Annotated in this window: 25 protein-coding genes; 15 read left to right on the forward strand and 10 right to left on the reverse strand. The window is 40.7% G+C overall.

Annotated features, from left to right (window positions below):
* Positions 1-137: 137 nt before the first annotated feature.
* From A9236_RS02910 to A9236_RS02915, 3 genes are all read right to left on the reverse strand, one after another.
* Complete coding sequence (locus A9236_RS02910) at positions 138-485, reverse strand: hypothetical protein (RefSeq protein ID WP_071467776.1); 348 nt, start codon at positions 483-485, stop codon at positions 138-140.
* Positions 486-537: 52 nt separating this feature from the next.
* Positions 538-687, reverse strand: a complete 150-nt coding sequence (locus tag A9236_RS11045; RefSeq protein ID WP_161485599.1) for a hypothetical protein — start codon at positions 685-687, stop codon at positions 538-540.
* A gap of 65 nt (positions 688-752) precedes the next feature.
* Positions 753-1229 (reverse strand): DUF6641 family protein, encoded by a 477-nt coding sequence (locus tag A9236_RS02915; RefSeq protein ID WP_369821195.1) that lies wholly within the window; start codon positions 1227-1229, stop codon positions 753-755.
* 757 nt (positions 1230-1986) lie between these two features.
* Between A9236_RS02915 and A9236_RS02920 the strand changes: the two genes are divergently transcribed.
* Complete coding sequence (locus tag A9236_RS02920) at positions 1987-2313, forward strand: hypothetical protein (protein ID WP_071467778.1); 327 nt, start codon at positions 1987-1989, stop codon at positions 2311-2313.
* Positions 2314-2361: 48 nt separating this feature from the next.
* On the opposite strand, the gene A9236_RS02925 is transcribed toward A9236_RS02920, so the two are convergent.
* Positions 2362-2880, reverse strand: coding sequence for an outer membrane protein (locus tag A9236_RS02925; protein ID WP_071467779.1), 519 nt, complete (start codon positions 2878-2880; stop codon positions 2362-2364).
* Between the two features lie 8 nt (positions 2881-2888).
* On the reverse strand, positions 2889-3101 hold the full coding sequence (locus A9236_RS02930; protein ID WP_071467780.1) for a hypothetical protein: 213 nt from the start codon (positions 3099-3101) through the stop codon (positions 2889-2891).
* A gap of 141 nt (positions 3102-3242) precedes the next feature.
* On the opposite strand from A9236_RS02930, the gene A9236_RS10960 reads away from it, so the two are divergent.
* Both A9236_RS10960 and A9236_RS02935 read left to right on the forward strand, forming a co-directional pair.
* The gene (locus tag A9236_RS10960) at positions 3243-3593 is read left to right on the forward strand and encodes a hypothetical protein (protein WP_143070573.1); all 351 of its coding nucleotides are present in this window, start codon (positions 3243-3245) and stop codon (positions 3591-3593) included.
* A 181-nt stretch (positions 3594-3774) separates the two neighbouring features.
* On the forward strand, positions 3775-4476 hold the full coding sequence (locus A9236_RS02935; RefSeq protein WP_236638673.1) for a site-specific integrase: 702 nt from the start codon (positions 3775-3777) through the stop codon (positions 4474-4476).
* 30 nt (positions 4477-4506) lie between these two features.
* On the opposite strand, the gene A9236_RS02940 is transcribed toward A9236_RS02935, so the two are convergent.
* The 3 genes from A9236_RS02940 to A9236_RS02950 are packed head-to-tail and all read right to left on the reverse strand — an operon-like array spanning position 4507 to position 5554.
* Positions 4507-4857 carry a hypothetical protein gene (locus tag A9236_RS02940; RefSeq protein ID WP_071467781.1) on the reverse strand — a complete coding sequence of 117 codons (351 nt, stop codon included), beginning with the start codon at positions 4855-4857 and terminating at the stop codon, positions 4507-4509.
* A 42-nt stretch (positions 4858-4899) separates the two neighbouring features.
* Positions 4900-5268, reverse strand: a complete 369-nt coding sequence (locus A9236_RS02945; protein WP_071467782.1) for a hypothetical protein — start codon at positions 5266-5268, stop codon at positions 4900-4902.
* 1 nt (position 5269) lies between these two features.
* The gene (locus tag A9236_RS02950; RefSeq protein WP_071467783.1) at positions 5270-5554 is read right to left on the reverse strand and encodes a hypothetical protein; all 285 of its coding nucleotides are present in this window, start codon (positions 5552-5554) and stop codon (positions 5270-5272) included.
* Positions 5555-5683: 129 nt separating this feature from the next.
* On the opposite strand from A9236_RS02950, the gene A9236_RS02955 reads away from it, so the two are divergent.
* The 12 genes from A9236_RS02955 (at position 5684) to A9236_RS03010 (ending at position 15062) form a co-directional block, all read left to right on the forward strand.
* A complete protein-coding gene (locus A9236_RS02955) occupies positions 5684-8494 on the forward strand; it encodes a DNA methyltransferase (protein WP_071467784.1) in 2811 nt (936 codons plus the stop codon).
* A gap of 8 nt (positions 8495-8502) precedes the next feature.
* Positions 8503-8820, forward strand: coding sequence for a hypothetical protein (locus A9236_RS02960; protein ID WP_071467785.1), 318 nt, complete (start codon positions 8503-8505; stop codon positions 8818-8820).
* An 8-nt stretch (positions 8821-8828) separates the two neighbouring features.
* Positions 8829-9176: a DUF4236 domain-containing protein gene (locus tag A9236_RS02965; protein ID WP_071467786.1), complete on the forward strand. Its 348-nt coding sequence runs from the start codon at positions 8829-8831 to the stop codon at positions 9174-9176.
* A 40-nt stretch (positions 9177-9216) separates the two neighbouring features.
* Positions 9217-9396, forward strand: coding sequence for a hypothetical protein (locus A9236_RS02970; RefSeq protein ID WP_071467787.1), 180 nt, complete (start codon positions 9217-9219; stop codon positions 9394-9396).
* A gap of 219 nt (positions 9397-9615) precedes the next feature.
* On the forward strand, positions 9616-10413 hold the full coding sequence (locus A9236_RS02975) for a ferritin-like domain-containing protein (protein ID WP_071465374.1): 798 nt from the start codon (positions 9616-9618) through the stop codon (positions 10411-10413).
* A gap of 26 nt (positions 10414-10439) precedes the next feature.
* Positions 10440-11138, forward strand: a complete 699-nt coding sequence (locus tag A9236_RS02980; RefSeq protein ID WP_071465375.1) for a hypothetical protein — start codon at positions 10440-10442, stop codon at positions 11136-11138.
* Positions 11114-11842, forward strand: a complete 729-nt coding sequence (locus A9236_RS02985) for a hypothetical protein (protein WP_071465376.1) — start codon at positions 11114-11116, stop codon at positions 11840-11842. The genes A9236_RS02980 and A9236_RS02985 overlap by 25 nt, the downstream gene beginning before the upstream one ends.
* Positions 11843-11870: 28 nt before the next feature.
* On the forward strand, positions 11871-12524 hold the full coding sequence (queE, locus tag A9236_RS02990) for a 7-carboxy-7-deazaguanine synthase (RefSeq protein ID WP_071465377.1): 654 nt from the start codon (positions 11871-11873) through the stop codon (positions 12522-12524).
* Between the two features lie 38 nt (positions 12525-12562).
* On the forward strand, positions 12563-13027 hold the full coding sequence (gene queD, locus A9236_RS02995; RefSeq protein ID WP_071465378.1) for a 6-carboxytetrahydropterin synthase QueD: 465 nt from the start codon (positions 12563-12565) through the stop codon (positions 13025-13027).
* The gene (gene tadA, locus A9236_RS03000; protein ID WP_071465379.1) at positions 13028-13486 is read left to right on the forward strand and encodes a tRNA adenosine(34) deaminase TadA; all 459 of its coding nucleotides are present in this window, start codon (positions 13028-13030) and stop codon (positions 13484-13486) included.
* Complete coding sequence (locus A9236_RS03005) at positions 13483-14427, forward strand: LD-carboxypeptidase (RefSeq protein ID WP_071465380.1); 945 nt, start codon at positions 13483-13485, stop codon at positions 14425-14427. Before tadA ends, A9236_RS03005 begins: the two co-directional genes overlap by 4 nt.
* Entirely contained in the window at positions 14424-15062 is a 639-nt protein-coding gene (locus A9236_RS03010) for a heme-binding protein (protein ID WP_236638674.1), read from the forward strand. The genes A9236_RS03005 and A9236_RS03010 overlap by 4 nt, the downstream gene beginning before the upstream one ends.
* A 13-nt stretch (positions 15063-15075) precedes the next feature.
* On the opposite strand, the gene A9236_RS03015 is transcribed toward A9236_RS03010, so the two are convergent.
* Together A9236_RS03015 and A9236_RS03020 are read right to left on the reverse strand one after the other, a co-directional pair.
* Entirely contained in the window at positions 15076-15951 is an 876-nt protein-coding gene (locus A9236_RS03015) for a 23S rRNA (adenine(2030)-N(6))-methyltransferase RlmJ (RefSeq protein ID WP_071465382.1), read from the reverse strand.
* A 6-nt stretch (positions 15952-15957) separates the two neighbouring features.
* Positions 15958-16749 (reverse strand): phosphatase PAP2 family protein, encoded by a 792-nt coding sequence (locus A9236_RS03020; RefSeq protein WP_071465383.1) that lies wholly within the window; start codon positions 16747-16749, stop codon positions 15958-15960.
* Between the last annotated feature and the right edge of the window lie 5 nt (positions 16750-16754).

Genomic DNA, 16754 nt, shown 5'->3' on the forward strand with positions numbered 1-16754 from the left:
TTTTGTATATCTATTAATAAGTTGTTAAACCTAGCTATTGATTCAAAATCGCGTTTTGCTAACTTTGGTGGGGTATAGAGTAAAAATCACCAGCCCAAAACGATAAGTACTTCACCAAAATAATTGGTAACAGAAAATTATTGGGCTGTAACACCAATTTGGGCGGGAGTGCGTTTAGCTAATTCTTCACGTTCTGTTGGTGTTAATTGTGAATTAGCTGGCTTAATTGGACTTGCTTGTATGGGCTTAGCTTGAATAGGTTTGGCTTGTGTTAGTGGCTTATTTGCTGGATTTGGATTGGGTTTAGCTACTGCTTGTAGTTTAGGCGCTGGAATGCGTATAGCTTTTGGCTTTGGTATCTTACTAACTACTTTTTTCTTAGCCTCTGCCTCTGCTTCTTGCCTAATAGCCGTCCAAGTGTTGTCCATAATTAAGCGTAATAAATCTAGCTTATCTTGTGCGTTAGTAACTTCAAAAATATTCATAACTATCTCCTATTCTTATATTTATTAAGGAGATAGTTAGAGATACGTAGTTTTAAACTTCGCTAGGTAAGTGAACTAAGTTATCAGCACCATATTGCCCCTGTAGCAAGAATATAGCTTGTTGAATACCATCGGCTAATACTTGAGTTTTAACTACTACATTTGCTGGCATTACACGTACATATGCTTGGTAAGTTTTCATTTAATCCTCCGTAATTTCAATTAACATTAGGACTAACGCTATAGCAAGTATTAGTCCTATATTGCTCATTTATTAAAGCTAGCGCGAGTAGCGGTGCTTACTTCTGTAATGGCATCATCAAGTTCGCCATTAGCAATTAATTGCTTTAATGACTTAAGTGTTGCTATTAGCTCATCTCCATTAACTAATTCAATAGCGTTAGCACCTTTTTTATTAAGAGGAAGAGTTTTAGCTCCATACTTAACTGCTAAATTAATCCTGCCGTTATCACTTATCCAAAACCATTCCTTAACTCGCTTTACTACTTCAGTAGTCATACGCTCACCAGTTTGCTTGTTTACGTAGGTTTTTAAGCGTTTTGGCGCATAGATATTTCCAGCTTGTTGTGCTTCGCATAACTCAAGTTGTTGGTGAACTTTAGCAATTAGTTTATTTCTACGATGAACAATAGGGCTTACAGTTTGGTGCTTTTTACTTGTTACTAGTTTTAGGCTTGTTAATCCAGTCATTTTCAACTCCTTATTTGTTAGTGGAAATAACAAGTTAAATTCAGTTTGTCTAAATTCCTACCAAAATCAGTTAATTTAGGTGGTGTAACCATATGTAATATATGGATAAATTATTAATTAATTGGTTTTATTTGGTTTAGCTAAATATCTTTACAAATGAGACTTAAAAGTTGGCACGCTGAAGGTAATAGTGCTGTGAAACCCGTTCTGACGTGTGACGGTACACAATTGAATTGCTCATTATTCGCTTTGTCGCACTAGCCAACTATATGTTGGAAGCTATAAATGTCACACCTTTTGTGTAGAACCATTTGCGACAACGTACTAGTTGGTAACGCAGTAATGCGTGAATATAGGCAAATACATATGTATAGGCTGAAAGTGAATGGGAAGCCGCGAATTTCCCCATAAGCACTCCATAAAGCTACTGATATAAGCTGTGGAAGTGTTGCGTTAGGCAAGCACATAAAAGGCGATAGCAAAACCTACCTTATCTTGTAAATTCAAGTTGTGTGTATATCAGTTGTTAATCCTCAGTAAAAGGTGATTAGCTATAGCTACGCCCTTTAACAGGGCGTGGCTTGTGCTTCCTAGTAAAAAGGATTAACAACAAAATTCAGTAAATCAATAAGAAAGAAAAATGCGGAGAGCGTAAGCGGTACGCAGGCGAAACTTAGTTTCGCCATTAATGACTGTTAATCGCATTGAATTTATTGACATAAGAAATTGAAATATAAATTAGATGGGTATACGGTACGAAAATTACAAAAAATAGGATTAATAGAGACAAATGGACAAATACTTTAGGTATTTGGCTGTATTAGATAAAAGTAATAAGAAATTTAATTTAAGTAATGACGAAAGATTGATACTGGATGTAGTTGCTACAGCAATACATAATGGCAAAGTCATATATGTAAAAGACATAATTAAGCTGAATCACATAGCATCTCAAGCTACATTACATAAAGCCCTATCAAATCTAATTGATAAGAATTTACTTGCTTACAAAGCCGATAAAGCGGATGGCAGACTTAAGGAAGTACATTTAACTAAGTTGGCTGAAAAGCGTTACGAAGAATTGAGCGAAGCTATTGAAAACGCTGTAAAAAAGTAATAAAAAAGCCACCCATTAAGAGTGGCTTTGAAAGAAGACTTAAAACTATTAGAACTTGTAACCAACACCAACCAATGCCTGATATGAGCTTAAGCTAGGGTTAGTTGAGAATGTATAGTCACTGCCAGCTTTTTGGTTAACTGAGTTAAATGATGTCTTGCTGTAGCTCATATAGTTAGCTTCTGCAAAGCCATAAAAGCCACCTGTAATGATTTGCTTGTAACCCAAACCAAGTACGTAACCGCTTAATGTATTGCTTGGGTTAGAGAAATTTATGCCACCAGTGCAATTTGAGCTAGGGTTACAGCCTGTAATGCCTGTAGTTTTTAAGCTAACAGAGCTATAGCCAGCTTTTAAATATACCAGCTTATCTTTATCAATTGCGTAGCCTGGAGTTACAAAAATATTAAATCTGTTTGATGTTTGGAGTTGATTGCCAGTAACTGAGCCACCCGCATTTACACCTGTGCCAACCATATTATAAGTAGAGCTTTTAAGGCTAAGTGCAGAATAATCAGCGCCAATACCAACTAACCATTGTGGGGCTACTGAAAAGTTATAACCCAAGCCTAAAACTAATGGTGCATTGCCAAAACTTTGATTGGATGTATTCCAGTTCTCATTAGGGGGTTGCCCTGAGAAATACCTGTTGCGTTCAAGCTAGACACTTGATTATTTTCATAGCCAGTAGCAATTTGTCCATAAAAGCCTTCAAAGGCGCTCTGGGCGTAGGTGTGGGGCGCTACAAATGCAGTTGCAACTGCCGCAGCCATCAAAACTTTTTTCATTATTTAATTCCTAAACGTTATAAGAATTAATATTTTTTAGGTTTTGAGTTAATTGCACAATCTAAAGCTACTACGAACTTCGTAGCTTGTTTTCATAGTAATTTTCAAATTGTGAAAGTACAGTGCAAAGACATTACGTATATGTCACTGCATAGCAATAATCAACCTTCTACTACAAAAATGTTTGTTGAATTTCGAAAACAAACAAGCGCACACCTACCTATTGGACATTCCTTTATCCCATTTGATATATTGCTGACTGTTGTAAATTCACACGAGATAGACAGTCAATTAACGGTTAAGGGACTATTTACAGAGTTGCCGTATAGCGATATGGGACTTAGATACCACTTTACGAAATTGATTGATTCTGGCTGGATTGAATTGGAAGCAGTTTCAACAGATGCGAGATTAAAGAAAGTAAAGCCGACTACCAAACTCCTCAAGCAATTTGGATTAGTTGCAAGCTCTTTAGCTTGCTATTTAAAGTAGCTATTCAAATCCGCCTTATAAACGCATAACGCACTCAGTTGAATAGCAGTAAAGCAGAGACGTGCTCAAACAGCTTGTAGGGCTTGTACGCAAGTCAGTATATTCCGTAGTCAATAAGCAACAGCTTCAATAAATACAAGAATGTAGGAATTTACATAATTTCTTACATTTTCGGTAGCGAATGACGCAACCAACTGTATCAATTGAGGATTTTGAATTAATGACAAAACAGCAAGCTGGGCTAGGAATTACAAACAAAAGAAAACAAACTAATGACATAGAAAAACTTACTTTAAGGAATGAAACTATGTCAAAGCAAGCTAAAACACTTAACGCTACAGAATTACGCAGAGTGCTGGACTACACAGCTACACGCAAGCACAGCGCACGAAATAGGGCTCTTGTAGCGTTTTCGTTTTCCACGGGATGTAGGGTTGGGGAAATAGCCAGCCTACGCTACTGCGACGTAATTGATGCTGAGGGTAGAGTAGTTAACGAAATTAGACTTAAAGCTGAAAACACTAAGACTAAGGAATCTAGGACTGTATTTGTTAGCGATAAGCTACAAAAGGAGTTAGTGCAGTACGCTAACGTCTATAAGCCAGCAAGCACTAATGCTAAGTTCTTTTATAGCCAAAAAAATGCGAGTGACGGCTTTAGTGCTAATACGCTTACACAATTCTTCCATTACTTGTACAAGCGTGCTGGTTTACAAAATTGTTCCAGTCACTCAGGCAGGAGAACTTTTGCAACCCAAATTAGTAGTTGTGGTGTCAGCATTCGGGTATTACAAAAACTTTTGGGACACAAGCAAATTCAAACTACAGCCATCTATATAGACGCTAGCGATGATATGCTACGTAAGGCTGTTAATTTGGTTTAAGTTAACAACGTGAATCTTTCCCCCGCCCATTTATTGCTCTTCCTCATCTTCCATAGTCATAGATACAAAATTGTCATAAACTAACTTGATATCTTCTTTGCTTTTAATTGGGTATTCAATAGTTTGATAAGAGCTAAAGACGTTATCTCTGTCACACCTTAATTCAATTTTTCCATCAAAAATAAACAAGTAGCAATCGTTATCATAAATGTAGTGAAACTTATCATTTCTATCAAAGCGTAGACTGTGATTTTGAGAAATTGAAAATGGAACTTGAGTAGTAAGTATCTTTAGCTCATCTTCAATCTTTTTGCTATTCCAGTTATGCCCGTTCTTAATTACATTAAATAAGTCTTCTTTCTTGATATTTTTATCACTCATATCGCTACTTTAGTTGCCTTATGTTAGTTATCAAATTCCAATTTAAACTTGTTTAGGCTTTTTCTTAGCTACAAGTTTTCTTAATTTGCGTGTTTCATACTCAATCCATAAATCTTCGTACTTACCAATTTCTTTATTAACGCTTACTACTACAGCATTAGTTTTAGCTCCCCCGTGTCCTGGAAGTCTTAAGCCCATATGCTTAATTACAGCACGTAGCCAAGCGTCAATAGATTGATTCTTAGCAGGAATAGAGCGATTTGAACTATCGAAGCAATACTTATATAAGGGGTCATATTCTGGCATTGTTTCAAAATATAACTGTGTCTTATATTGCTCATCTAATTCAACTAACTTTAATTTAGCTTCAAATATTTGCTCATCTACTGACTTGCTTGGCTTACGTGGCATATTATTTTGCTCTTGGTTTACGTTTGACGGGTTCACTTTGAGTTACAACTAAACGCTTAATTCCAACAATTTCACCAATAGTCTCAAGTATTGCTATATCGCTAACACCCTTAGCGCCCTCTTTAATTTTTTGAAACTCTGCTGGAATGCTAGATTTTTTAATTGCTTCCGTAATTTCACTAGCAAATGCCTTACGTTCTAGTGCTTTAATAGCCTCTTTAGCTTCAGCCAATTTCTTTTTTAAATCTTCTGCTGTTAGTGATTTGCGTGGTGCTCTTGTAGCCATTTTCAATTCTCCAAGTAGTTATGTTTAACAGAATAGTAATATAACCTATTGTTAAACACTTTATAAAGCTATATTCTTAACCTTGTCAATACTTTTATTCCAAATCTAATAGCGGTTAATATGTAATTTATGGCAGATATAACAATTAACGAAGTTCGCAGACGCTTACAGCTATTTGCGAAAGAGCACGAGAGCGACAGGGAAGAGAAACAGTACGCACAGCAATTTATGCGTGATTTCTATGCTTGCTTTGGATTAAGCAAGAGTTCTGCGTCAATGTTCGAAAAGAAGGTTATCAAGTTTGGCAATGCACGGGGTTATATAGATAGCTTTATACCTGGGGTGTTATTGGTTGAGCAAAAGACAACTGGCGAGGATTTGTATAAGGCATACGAACAGGCAACTGATTATGCAATGGCGATTACAAATGAGTTTGAAAAGCCTCAGTACATATTAATTTGTGATTTCCAAACATTTCACCTATATAACCTACACAGCTTAGATAAAGAGCCACTTATATGTAGCTTAAGTGAGATTAGTAAGAAGGCTGATTGGTTTATGTTTTTGGTTGATAAGCGAGTTATTGCTTACAGCGAGGAATTACCAGTTAATCGTAAAGCAGTAGAGCAAATTGCCAAGCTACACGATGCATTGCTTAGAGCTAACTACACAGGTAGGGATTTAGAGAGCTTCTTAACTAGATTGCTGTTTTGCTTGTTTGCGGACGATACAGGGATATTTGGTGAGGATGGACAGTTTAAGAAGCTGGTAGCTAAGACTAAGGAGGATGGCAGCGACTTAGGAATGGCTATTGCTATGCTATTTCAAGTGCTTAATACAGCACACGATAAACGGCAAACTAACTTAGATGAAGCACTTAAGGCTTTTGAGTACGTTAATGGTGGGTTATTTGCAGAGCAAATTGCAATCCCTAGCTTTGACTTTGACTTAAGAACAATACTAGTTAAGTGTTCGGAGTTGGATTGGAGTGGTATTAGTCCAGCTATTTTCGGTGCAATGTTCCAAAGCGTATTAGAGTCAGGTGCTACTGATACAGCACATCGCAAAGAGAGTCGAAGAGAGTTAGGCGCACACTACACAAGCGAACGCAACATACTTAAAGTAATACAGCCATTATTTTTAGATGAATTGCATCAGGAATTTGAGCAAGCAATTACTAAACCTAAATTACAAGCACTTTACGATAAGTTACATACACTTAAGTTCTTTGACCCAGCTTCCGGTTGCGGTAACTTCCTAGTTATTGCTTACAGGGAGTTAAGACGCATTGAGAATGATGTTATTGCTAAGCTGTATTTTAAAGGCGAACAAGGTGGCTTGTTAGACGTTAAAGAGTATTGCAAAGTAAGCATTGAACAGTTTTATGGAATTGAGATTGATGAGGCGGCTGTACATATTGCTCGTGTAGCAATGTACATAACAGATCATCAACTTAACTTAGAAAGTGGAAATAGGTTTGGTGAAACTCGTGCAACTGTTCCGTTAGTTGCTACACCACATATACATTGCGGTAACGCATTACGTATGGATTGGAACGGTGTAGTTAAGTCAGAAGATTGTAATTACGTCTTCGGAAATCCGCCGTTTATTGGGCATCAGTGGCGTACAGCCGAACAAGTTGAGGATATGAATTTTGTTTGGGGTACTGATGGTAAATTTGGAAGGCTTGATTACGTAACATGTTGGTATAAGCGAATTGCTGACTATATTGAAGGCAATAGCAATATCTTATCTGCACTTGTATCTACTAATAGTATTGCACAAGGAGAGCAGGTTGCAATACTTTGGGCTAGTTTATTGCAACATAACATTGTTATTAATTTCGCACACCAAAGTTTTAAGTGGAGTAATGAAGGTAGAGGCGTTGCCGCTGTTCATTGTGTAATTATTGGATTTTCTAAAGCAGAGAATAAGAATAAGAAATTGTTTAGTTATCCAGACGGTATAGCTAAGAATTATCTATTAAATCTTGTAAATCAAATCAATCCCTATCTTGTTAGTGCACCTACAATTTTATTGCCATCCAGATCAACGCCACAAGATAACCGTCCAATATTAACTAAAGGTAGTCAGCCAACTGACGGTAGTTTTTTAGTTTTAACTGAAGAGGAAAAATTACAGTTTCTCGCTAAGTATCCAGAAATGGTAGATGTAGTTAGATTATATATTGGTGGTGATGAGCTTATTAACAATAAGAAACGTTATTGTTTATGGCTTAAAAATGTTAGTCCCGAATTGCTTAATCAAAATGCATTTATTAAAGAACGTTTGATTGGAGTAAGAAATGCAAGACTTCAAAGCTCTACTCCAAGTGTGCAGGCTTGTGCAAATACACCTTATCTTTTTACGCAAGATAGACAGCCTAGTACAAGCTATATTGCAATTCCAGAAGTCTCCAGCGAGCGACGTAGCTATATTCCAATTGCATACTTAAGTAAAGATGTAATTGCTAGCAATAAAATTTATATGTTGCTTGATGATGATTTGCTATATTTTGCTATTCTTTGTAGTTCGCTTCATAACTCGTGGATGCGTACTACTGGTGGAAGGCTTAAGAGTGACTATAGTTATGCGCCAGCAATTTTTTATAATCTGCCGCTAATTAAAGATATGAATGCTGATATTGCTAATGAGCTTAGAAAGAGTGCGCAAGCCATATTAGATGCACGTAGCTTATATCCTAATGCATCATTAGCAGATTTATATGATCCCTTAACAATGCCTGTCGAGCTCGTTAAAGCACATCAAGCTAACAATAAAGCAGTAGATGAAGCCTACGGCTACAAAGGTGGCGATGATGATGCAAGCAGGGTAGCTTTCTTGTTTAAGCGTTATGAAGAGTTAACCAGCTTGTTACCTGCTACTGTAGTTAAGAAGAAGCGTGCTAATAAGCAAGATGATGGTGGTTTACTAATTTAAGGATTGATATGCTTGGCTGGGAAATACACATAATTAACAATAATACTAAAGTTGAGTATGGTGACTGGTTAGGTGGACTTGGAGCAACTAAGTGGATTGATAGACTGGTTGATGTTGGCAAAGCTGAGAAAATCTATCAAGTAGCTTCTTCCTATTACTTAATTAAAGCTAAAGATTTAATACCTGAAATTGCCTTAGTTGAAGCCAATGCTAAGAATGGAGTAACAAAGGATGGCTGGATTAGTGACTTTTTTATGGATACAAAGGCTTTAAATGAATGTGCTTTAGATGATGTAATCGTAGTTCAAACATATGACGCAAGTTAAGGTTAACTATGGGCTTACGCTTGCAAAAACGCATTTCATTGTTTAAAGGCTTAACACTTAACTTAAGCAAGACTGGTGCAAGCGTAAGCATTGGTACACGTGGGGCAAGACTTAATATACGTGGCGATAAAGTTACTGGTAGCGTAGGTTTGCCAGGCACAGGCTTAAGTTATAGGCAACGCTTGGATAACTTAAGCAATACAGAACAAGCACAACAAATAGAGCAAATACAGGATTTACACACCCCAAGCGATAGCGTTAGCGAGCAACAAGATAAAGAATTAACTTGGAAGCTACTTGCATTGCTGTTTTTTATTGGTTTTGCTGTTGTAACGGCACTTTACCTAGCTAAGTAAATGATCGTATTTGGGAGCATAAAGACTTTAAAATACAGTTATGACACAAGAAATGCTAACTGTAGGCTTTAACGATAGCGAAGATAAGTTGGTGTTTAAGTTTGATATGAACTACATAAATACGGATGACGCTGTTAGGTTGAAGGTAATGACTAGGCTTAAGGCAATGGTTGACGCTGAGTTAGATTACTTAACAAGTGAGCGAGTGATACTGAAATAACGCTACAAAATGTTAAAATAGCATTGCACAGCGTGTAACCGCAATCTTGTTAAGTTACTGAAATTGCGTAAATTTTTAGATGCACGTAGCTATTGGGTTTGCTGTTCGTAGTTACACAAAAGTTACACACCACTAATTTTGGAGACGTAAGTGATTGATTATAAAGCGGTATTTACTTACGTAGTTATTGAGTGGGAATAACCCCCCACTCTTTTTTCAATGACCGAGTTACGCCAATCCGCCCTTGCTATATTGGCTATTGCAGATGCGCAAATAAAAGTAAGTCGAGTATTTGAACTATTCGATGACTATCAACAGCAACGCATCACCCTCAAAACTGCAGACATATTGAATGATCAGGATCTCCAACTACCGGGGCGCCCGCCAAAGCCTGAGTTAATTCCACCTTTGGAAGTTCCCAAAAGAAGAATGGATACCGTAGAAGGTAGGGCATCGCTACTGCACTCACTTGCACACATTGAATATAACGCCATCAACTTGGCTTTAGATGCTATCTGGCGTTTTCCTAATATGCCTCAGAAATATTATGAAGATTGGCTGAAGGTTGCTAAAGAAGAGGCATACCATTTCACACTAGTGAATCGCTATATCCAATCATTTGGATTTACTTACGGGGATTTTCCTGCTCACAATAGTTTGTGGGAGATGGTCGAGCGCACCAAAGATGCAGTCATTGCCAGAATGGCCTTAGTGCCCAGAACAATGGAGGCCAGAGGCTTGGATGCTGTTCCGATGATTCGAGATCGTTTTAAGCAAATTAAAGAATTGGGCGCCGTAGAAATATTAGAAATTATTCTTCGAGATGAGATTGGGCATGTCGGTATTGGTAATCACTGGTTCAATTTCTTGTGCGCTAAAGAAAATCTCTCGCCAATTTCAGCCTATAGAGATTTGGCTAAAAAATACTGTGCACCAAAATTAAGGGGGCCTTTCAATATGGAGGCTCGTAAACAAGCAGGTTTTAGTGATGAAGAGCTTGGCTTGCTTGGCGTATAGTTAATCCATCACCATTAGGAGGGCGCATGAATTTATCTCGTCGAACTTTTATTGCATCAGCAGCATTAGCGCCGGTAGCTTGTGGCGTTCCACTGGCATATGAGCGCGGTACTCCCATCTCCCAGCCAAATCCATTGCCAACAGTTCGTCCCCCTCAAGTTGGGCAGGAGTGGAACTATGTCAAGAAGGATGTTTTCAATGGGAAGACTCTTGGCATTATTACTGAGAGAGTTGCTAGTCTGGGCTCAAGCATAACGATTGAGCGCTCAGAAGATGGGAATATGCTTCCCAATGAAATTCAGGGGCCGTGGGGGATGGTACGAACTGACCCACAATGGCCAAAACTCGTCAGTTTTAATCCTGCCATTCCTTTGTGGCCAGAAGAGTTAAGCGCTACTTGGAATAAGCAAATCATCACTAAGTACAGCATTGGGGGCTACCCAGAGGGGAGACTTAGTTGGCAGGAATATATGAGTGCTCATGGTTGGGAAAATATTACCGTTCCTGCGGGTACATTCTTGACCTTGCGCTACCAAAGTTTAATTAATTATGAAAGTGATGACGATAATAAAGTGAATTGCATTCACAAGGAAACAGCTTGGTTTGCACCGAGTATTGGTCGTTGGGTTGCTCGGGAGTCTTCTGGCTCTTATATGATTCAGGGTCAATTGGGCATGCCAAATCGTGAGGAAAGCCTTCAATGGCAACTGACCTCATACAAGTAATGTATTTACGTAGGCTATTGCTAATAGCTCTACCAGTTTTACTGGCGGGTTGTATTTCTTCGCAGCCATTTCCTCAGGGTATGGTTGTTGCTCAGCCCGTACCAACACCAATAGTTCGCGCTCCTAAGGTGGGGCAGGAGTGGGTTTATCAAATCCGCAATGTTTTTAACCAGGAAATTGTTGATACCGTAACCGAACAGGTTGTTTCGGTTGGCAGGGAGATTCGGATTGCTAGATCTGGGTTGAAAGCAGGCCCTCTTCCCGATGAAATTCAGTCACCATGGGGATTTGTTGTGCAAGACCCCCATTGGAGCACTCCGCAAATATTTCAACCGGCGATTCCGCTTTGGCCGATACAACTACAGCCTGGCATCAATCAGTTTTATAAAACCCAATATCAAGTACTCGGATATCCAGATGGAAGTTATTACTGGGGTCTGAGTATGAATTCACTCGCTTGGGAGCAAATTCAGAGTCCTGCAGGTAATTTTCTTGCTCTTCACTTTCATAATGAAGCCCCTTATTTCCAAAGTAATGACCTCTTTCGGGTTCAAAATATCCGAGATGAAGATGTCTGGTTTTCCCCGGAAGTGGGGCGTTGGGTAATCCGCAGGGGGAGTGGCCGCTACATTACGCTTGGAGTTTCTTGGTTTAACCCATACTGGGAAGACTATTTGCAATGGGAGTTAGTCTCCTGGAAGTGAGCAAAGCGCTTAAAATAGGCGGATTGCTATGTATACCGTTAAAGAACTATTTCCAACCTTACAAGGTGAAGGCGCTCACGCCGGACGTGCGGCAGTATTTTGCCGTTTTACTGGCTGCAATCTATGGAGTGGTCGAGAAGAGGATCGCGCAACTGCTGTATGCCAATTTTGCGACACAGATTTTGTTGGTAGCGACGGTATCGGTGGCGGAAAGTTTGAGACTGCTAAAGACTTAGCGGATGCTATTGAATTCGCATGGATAAGTACCTTGGCAGGGCCTCAACAAAGATATGTTGTCTTTACTGGTGGAGAACCCCTTTTGCAGTTGGATGAAGAACTGATTGCAGCGCTTCATCAAAAAGGATTTGAGGTGGCTATTGAAACGAATGGCACTATCAAGGTTCCAAAGGGGGTTGATTGGATTTGTGTGAGCCCAAAGGTAGGCTCTGATTTGATCGTACTGCAAGCGAATGAGTTGAAATTGGTAATCCCTCAAGTGGGCCATGATTCTCTAGAAAATTTAATGGCCCGCTTTGAGAAGATGGATTACCGGAATCGATTCTTGCAGCCCATGGATGGACCAAACCTCAAAAGCAATACCGAATTAGCCGTAGGCTTATGTCAAAAAAGACCATTGTGGAGATTGAGTATTCAATCGCATAAACTGATTGGTATCCGATAAATAAGCATCAGCAAATACTCATTACTTTAAAGAATTGAATGACTAGTAAACAACCTGCTATCTCTATAACCCGCCGCCTTGAATTTGACTCGGGTCATCGCATCCCTAATCATGATGGGCAATGTAGGCACTTGCATGGCCATCGCTATGCTATTGAAGTTACCTTAACTGGTGAGGTTGCCAATCACCCCGGTAAAGCGGATGATGGCATGGTCTTGGATTTTGGTGATATTAAGCGCCTCACAAATCAATATGTAGTTGAGCAATGGGATCATGCCTTTTTGGTGGCCAAAGAAGATGAAGGTCTCGTTGCTTTCTTGGCCAGTTTGCCGAATCACAAGACGGTGATCATGGAGCATGTACCTACGGTTGAAAATTTAGCGAATGCTGCATTCGCAATACTGCAGCCAGTTTTTAGCAAAGCATTCGGTGGCCGTCTTGAGTTATCTGCGGTTCGATTGTATGAAACCCCAAATTGTTGGGCTGATGTTCATCATTCTTAAATGAATCAAGCTGAACTTGATCATCAGTTCATGCAGCATGCTTTCGAGCAAGCTCAACTTGCTGCTGCTGCGGGTGAAGTTCCAGTGGGGGCTGTGTTAGTCCGCGATGGACAGATCATCTCCAAAGCATTCAATAAGCCCATCTCAAATCATGACCCAAGTGCGCATGCAGAAATGCTGGCACTGAGACAGGCTGCCAAGGCTGAGCAAAACTACCGTCTTCCAGGAAGCACTTTGTATGTCACTCTAGAGCCCTGTACGATGTGCTCCGGTGCCATTCTTCATGCCAGAGTTGATCGAGTGGTATTTGGTGCTCCGGATCCTAAAACGGGTGCTGCTGGAAGTGTTTTGGATGTATTCTCATCAAAACTAATCAATCATCAAACCAGCATTGAGGGTGGCGTTATGGGTGAAGAGTGTGGCCAGCTATTAAGAAGCTTCTTTAAGGAGCGGCGTTGAAGTCTATTCATCTTATTGCACCTTCTGGCGCTAGCTTGGATGAGAAAAGTCCCTTAGCCGGCATAGAGACCCTCAAATCCCTGGGAATTGCTATTCACAATCCTGACTGTATACATCGTGTGCATGAGCGATTTGCTGGCAGCGATACAGAGCGATTAAACGAGCTGAATCAAATTGCAACATTGGATCCTCAGCATCTTGTCATGGCGATGCGTGGGGGCTATGGTCTTCATCGCCTACTTTCGAATATCGAGTGGAATGCCATTGCAAAGGCCGTCAAGAATGGCCTGCAGATTTGTGGGCATAGCGATTTCACAACATTCGAGTTGGGTTTATTGGCAAAGACGGGTGCCATTAGTCTTTCTGGCCCGATGTTGAATTACGACTTTGGCAGAATCGATGAAAGCGGCAAGGTAGCTCCCTTGGATAAATTTACGTGGAAGCATTTCTTATCTGCGGTTCAAGACCGAAAACTTGATTGTGCTATCACTGCTCCTCAGGCTTTCTTAGGGCAGTCTGTATCGGGTGCTATTTCTGGAATGCTTTGGGGTGGTAACCTCACTGTACTAGCAAGCCTTATCGGTACACCATACATGCCATCGAGCTCTCAAACCCAGGGCGGTATTTTGTTCTTAGAGGATGTCAATGAGCATCCTTATCGACTAGAGAGGACCTTGATGCAGCTCCTGGACGCCGGCGTCCTTAATAATCAGGCTGCATTATTGTTAGGTGGTTTTTCTGCTTATCGTTTGTATGACAACGACAAGGGTTACAACCTTGAACGTGCCATCAATTTCATTCGTGAACGCTTACCAAAATCAATCCCGATCATGACGGATCTACCATTTGGTCATCAGGCGAGCAAGCTCACATTGCCTGTTGGTGCAAATGCAACCGTCGATTACAACACCTCAGGTTTTACGCTTAAGGCTCAGTGGTGAATATTTCTTTGAGAGTATTGGTTTCTCAAAGTCTCTTTTTTATAGCGCTTACATTCACGGGAGCAGCAATGGCAACCGAAGAGCCAAAATACTCTGTTCTTGAAAAATCAGCTCCATTTGAGCTTCGATCTTATGCGCCAATGATCTTGGCTGAGGTTCAAGTTGAGGGTGATTTAGATGAGGCATCAAGCCAAGGTTTTCGACTGATTGCAGCCTATATTTTTGGTCAAAACCAAGTTAGTGAAAAAATAGCGATGACCTCACCGGTTGCGGTTGAGGAGCAGCCTCCTAAAAGCGCCAAGATCGCGATGACTGCCCCAGTCAATATTGAAGGTAATGCTGGTCAGTGGACTGTCTCTTTTGTTATGCCCTCTGAATATTCCATGGAAACTCTACCGAAGCCTTTGAATGCAAAAGTGCAGCTAAGGCAAATCCCTGCAGTCAGAAGAGCGGTCATTACTTTTTCTGGTTTCTATAACAGCCAAAAAGTTGCTGAGAAAACAGTGGAGCTGGAAGGGTGGATGAAGACTAAAAATTTACAGGCAGCCGGTACGCCTAAGTTTGCTCGTTATAACCCACCTTGGACGCTACCATTCCTGCGCCGTAACGAGATCATGATTGATGTGCGCGACTAAATCAGTTTAAGACTTAGTTTTTAGCTTCAAAACTCTTTAATAAGTATTGTGCCCCTCCGCCAATACCCAATGCTTTGCTTAGGGTAGGCAGCGCATCAGCAAGGTGCTTTTCTAGTGTCCATGGGGGATTAATCACAAACATCCCACTGGCTTGTAGACGCCTCTCGCCTGGCGCATTCTCAACGCGTAATTCTGTATGAAGCCATGAGCGCTTATGCGCAGCGCAAATCTTCTTCATGCGATCAGGCAGCGCTGCTGATTCCCTTCTGGGGAGAACGGGATACCAGATTGCATAGCATCCGGTAGCGAAGCGCAGCAGGGCCTCCTCGATTGCAGTCTCAAGATAGCGATAGTCTTGCTTGTCCTCATAAGAAGGATCAATCAACACTAAACCGCGCCTACTTGGAGGGGGCAGTAGGCCTTTAAGCCTACTAAAACTATCTTCAGCATAGACGTCGATTTGCTTAGACTGCTTCAATTGACCAATATTGTGACGAAGAATATCAATTTCCTTGGGGTGCAGCTCAAATAACTTTAGTCGGTCTTGTGACCTTAAGAGTTGCGCCAGAATAAAAGGAGAGCCTGGGTAAGTATTGAGCTCGCCTTCAGCGTTGACGGATTCAACACACTCTATGTATTTTTGAATGCTCTCAGGAATGGCATTTCCTGCCTCTTTAAACTTGAGCAAGCGAAATATTCCGCTCTCAGCTTCTTTGCTAACCACTGCAAACCCATCTTCCAGACTGTAAATACCAGCGCCAGCATGGGTATCAACCATTGTGAGGGCACCAGGCTTTTCCTGTAAATACTCAAGCAGATGAATCAGTGTGAGATGTTTGAGGATGTCAGCATGGCTGCCAGCATGAAAGGCGTGTCGATAGCTAAACATAGAGCTTTAGCCTAAGTTTCCGGATGATGGAGTAAATTGCGCCCTGATAAAAAATACCAGAGTGATTGCAATAACTGCAATGGATGCGTACTGCAGTGGAAGGTTTAATTCCAGATCCATGATTTGAGTGATGTGCACGTAAATGGCAACAATACCGCCGAGGGCAATTAAGCGAGACCAAATGGCACGAGGGATGAGTTGTGATTGGGGAACGCGCAGCGCTAAAAGGGCTCCAAGCATGCCACACCACATGCCAACTCCAGAACCAGCGAGAACATCAGTTGGCCAATGCGCTCCAACTGCAATCCGGGATAGTCCTACAAGCGAGGCAATGCCAAATAGGATTAGCAAATGGCTGCGCTTATCTCTGGGGGTGGCAAAGTACAACGCGCTCGCAATTGCAAAGGCCGTTAAGGTATGACCTGAAGGAAATGCCTTGAAAAGCAGGGGCTCACCAATGCGATGAAAGCTCCCATCCGATAAAAGCCCAGCTGGTCTTGGTAAATCAAATATATTTTTGAGGATCGAACTGCTTAAGCCGGAAATTACCCCGCCGAAGATGCCTGCAGTCAACAAACGTGGCGCTAAGAGAAGTAATGGAGATGCGAGAGCAAATATGCCCCAACCATTTCCGAGGAAGGTAAGCCATGCCCAAAGGGTATCTGGCAATAATTGCGTGAAGCCGTTGATAAATTGAAAGCTAGAGATCTGGAGTTCACTAAAGTAAATGGCAAAAGCCAGCGCACAAGGAAGTAACGGTAAAAACCAGATGTAATTTGGAATCGCTTGCTTACTCATCCAGC

This window comes from Polynucleobacter sp. QLW-P1DATA-2, from assembly GCF_001870365.1.
Taxonomy (GTDB): domain Bacteria; phylum Pseudomonadota; class Gammaproteobacteria; order Burkholderiales; family Burkholderiaceae; genus Polynucleobacter.

Coding starts and splice junctions, on each gene's coding strand:
- A9236_RS02910 (WP_071467776.1), bottom strand. CDS start 485: ATGAATATTTTTGAAGTTACTAACGCACAAGATAAGCTAGATTTATTA.
- A9236_RS11045 (WP_161485599.1), bottom strand. CDS start 687: ATGAAAACTTACCAAGCATATGTACGTGTAATGCCAGCAAATGTAGTA.
- A9236_RS02920 (WP_071467778.1), top strand. CDS start 1,987: ATGGACAAATACTTTAGGTATTTGGCTGTATTAGATAAAAGTAATAAG.
- A9236_RS02930 (WP_071467780.1), bottom strand. CDS start 3,101: ATGAAAAAAGTTTTGATGGCTGCGGCAGTTGCAACTGCATTTGTAGCG.
- A9236_RS10960 (WP_143070573.1), top strand. CDS start 3,243: ATGTCACTGCATAGCAATAATCAACCTTCTACTACAAAAATGTTTGTT.
- A9236_RS02935 (WP_236638673.1), top strand. CDS start 3,775: ATGACGCAACCAACTGTATCAATTGAGGATTTTGAATTAATGACAAAA.
- A9236_RS02940 (WP_071467781.1), bottom strand. CDS start 4,857: ATGAGTGATAAAAATATCAAGAAAGAAGACTTATTTAATGTAATTAAG.
- A9236_RS02945 (WP_071467782.1), bottom strand. CDS start 5,268: ATGCCACGTAAGCCAAGCAAGTCAGTAGATGAGCAAATATTTGAAGCT.
- A9236_RS02950 (WP_071467783.1), bottom strand. CDS start 5,554: ATGGCTACAAGAGCACCACGCAAATCACTAACAGCAGAAGATTTAAAA.
- A9236_RS02955 (WP_071467784.1), top strand. CDS start 5,684: ATGGCAGATATAACAATTAACGAAGTTCGCAGACGCTTACAGCTATTT.
- A9236_RS02960 (WP_071467785.1), top strand. CDS start 8,503: ATGCTTGGCTGGGAAATACACATAATTAACAATAATACTAAAGTTGAG.
- A9236_RS02965 (WP_071467786.1), top strand. CDS start 8,829: ATGGGCTTACGCTTGCAAAAACGCATTTCATTGTTTAAAGGCTTAACA.
- A9236_RS02970 (WP_071467787.1), top strand. CDS start 9,217: ATGACACAAGAAATGCTAACTGTAGGCTTTAACGATAGCGAAGATAAG.
- A9236_RS02975 (WP_071465374.1), top strand. CDS start 9,616: ATGACCGAGTTACGCCAATCCGCCCTTGCTATATTGGCTATTGCAGAT.
- A9236_RS02980 (WP_071465375.1), top strand. CDS start 10,440: ATGAATTTATCTCGTCGAACTTTTATTGCATCAGCAGCATTAGCGCCG.
- A9236_RS02985 (WP_071465376.1), top strand. CDS start 11,114: ATGGCAACTGACCTCATACAAGTAATGTATTTACGTAGGCTATTGCTA.
- queE (WP_071465377.1), top strand. CDS start 11,871: ATGTATACCGTTAAAGAACTATTTCCAACCTTACAAGGTGAAGGCGCT.
- queD (WP_071465378.1), top strand. CDS start 12,563: ATGACTAGTAAACAACCTGCTATCTCTATAACCCGCCGCCTTGAATTT.
- tadA (WP_071465379.1), top strand. CDS start 13,028: ATGAATCAAGCTGAACTTGATCATCAGTTCATGCAGCATGCTTTCGAG.
- A9236_RS03015 (WP_071465382.1), bottom strand. CDS start 15,951: ATGTTTAGCTATCGACACGCCTTTCATGCTGGCAGCCATGCTGACATC.
- A9236_RS03020 (WP_071465383.1), bottom strand. CDS start 16,749: ATGAGTAAGCAAGCGATTCCAAATTACATCTGGTTTTTACCGTTACTT.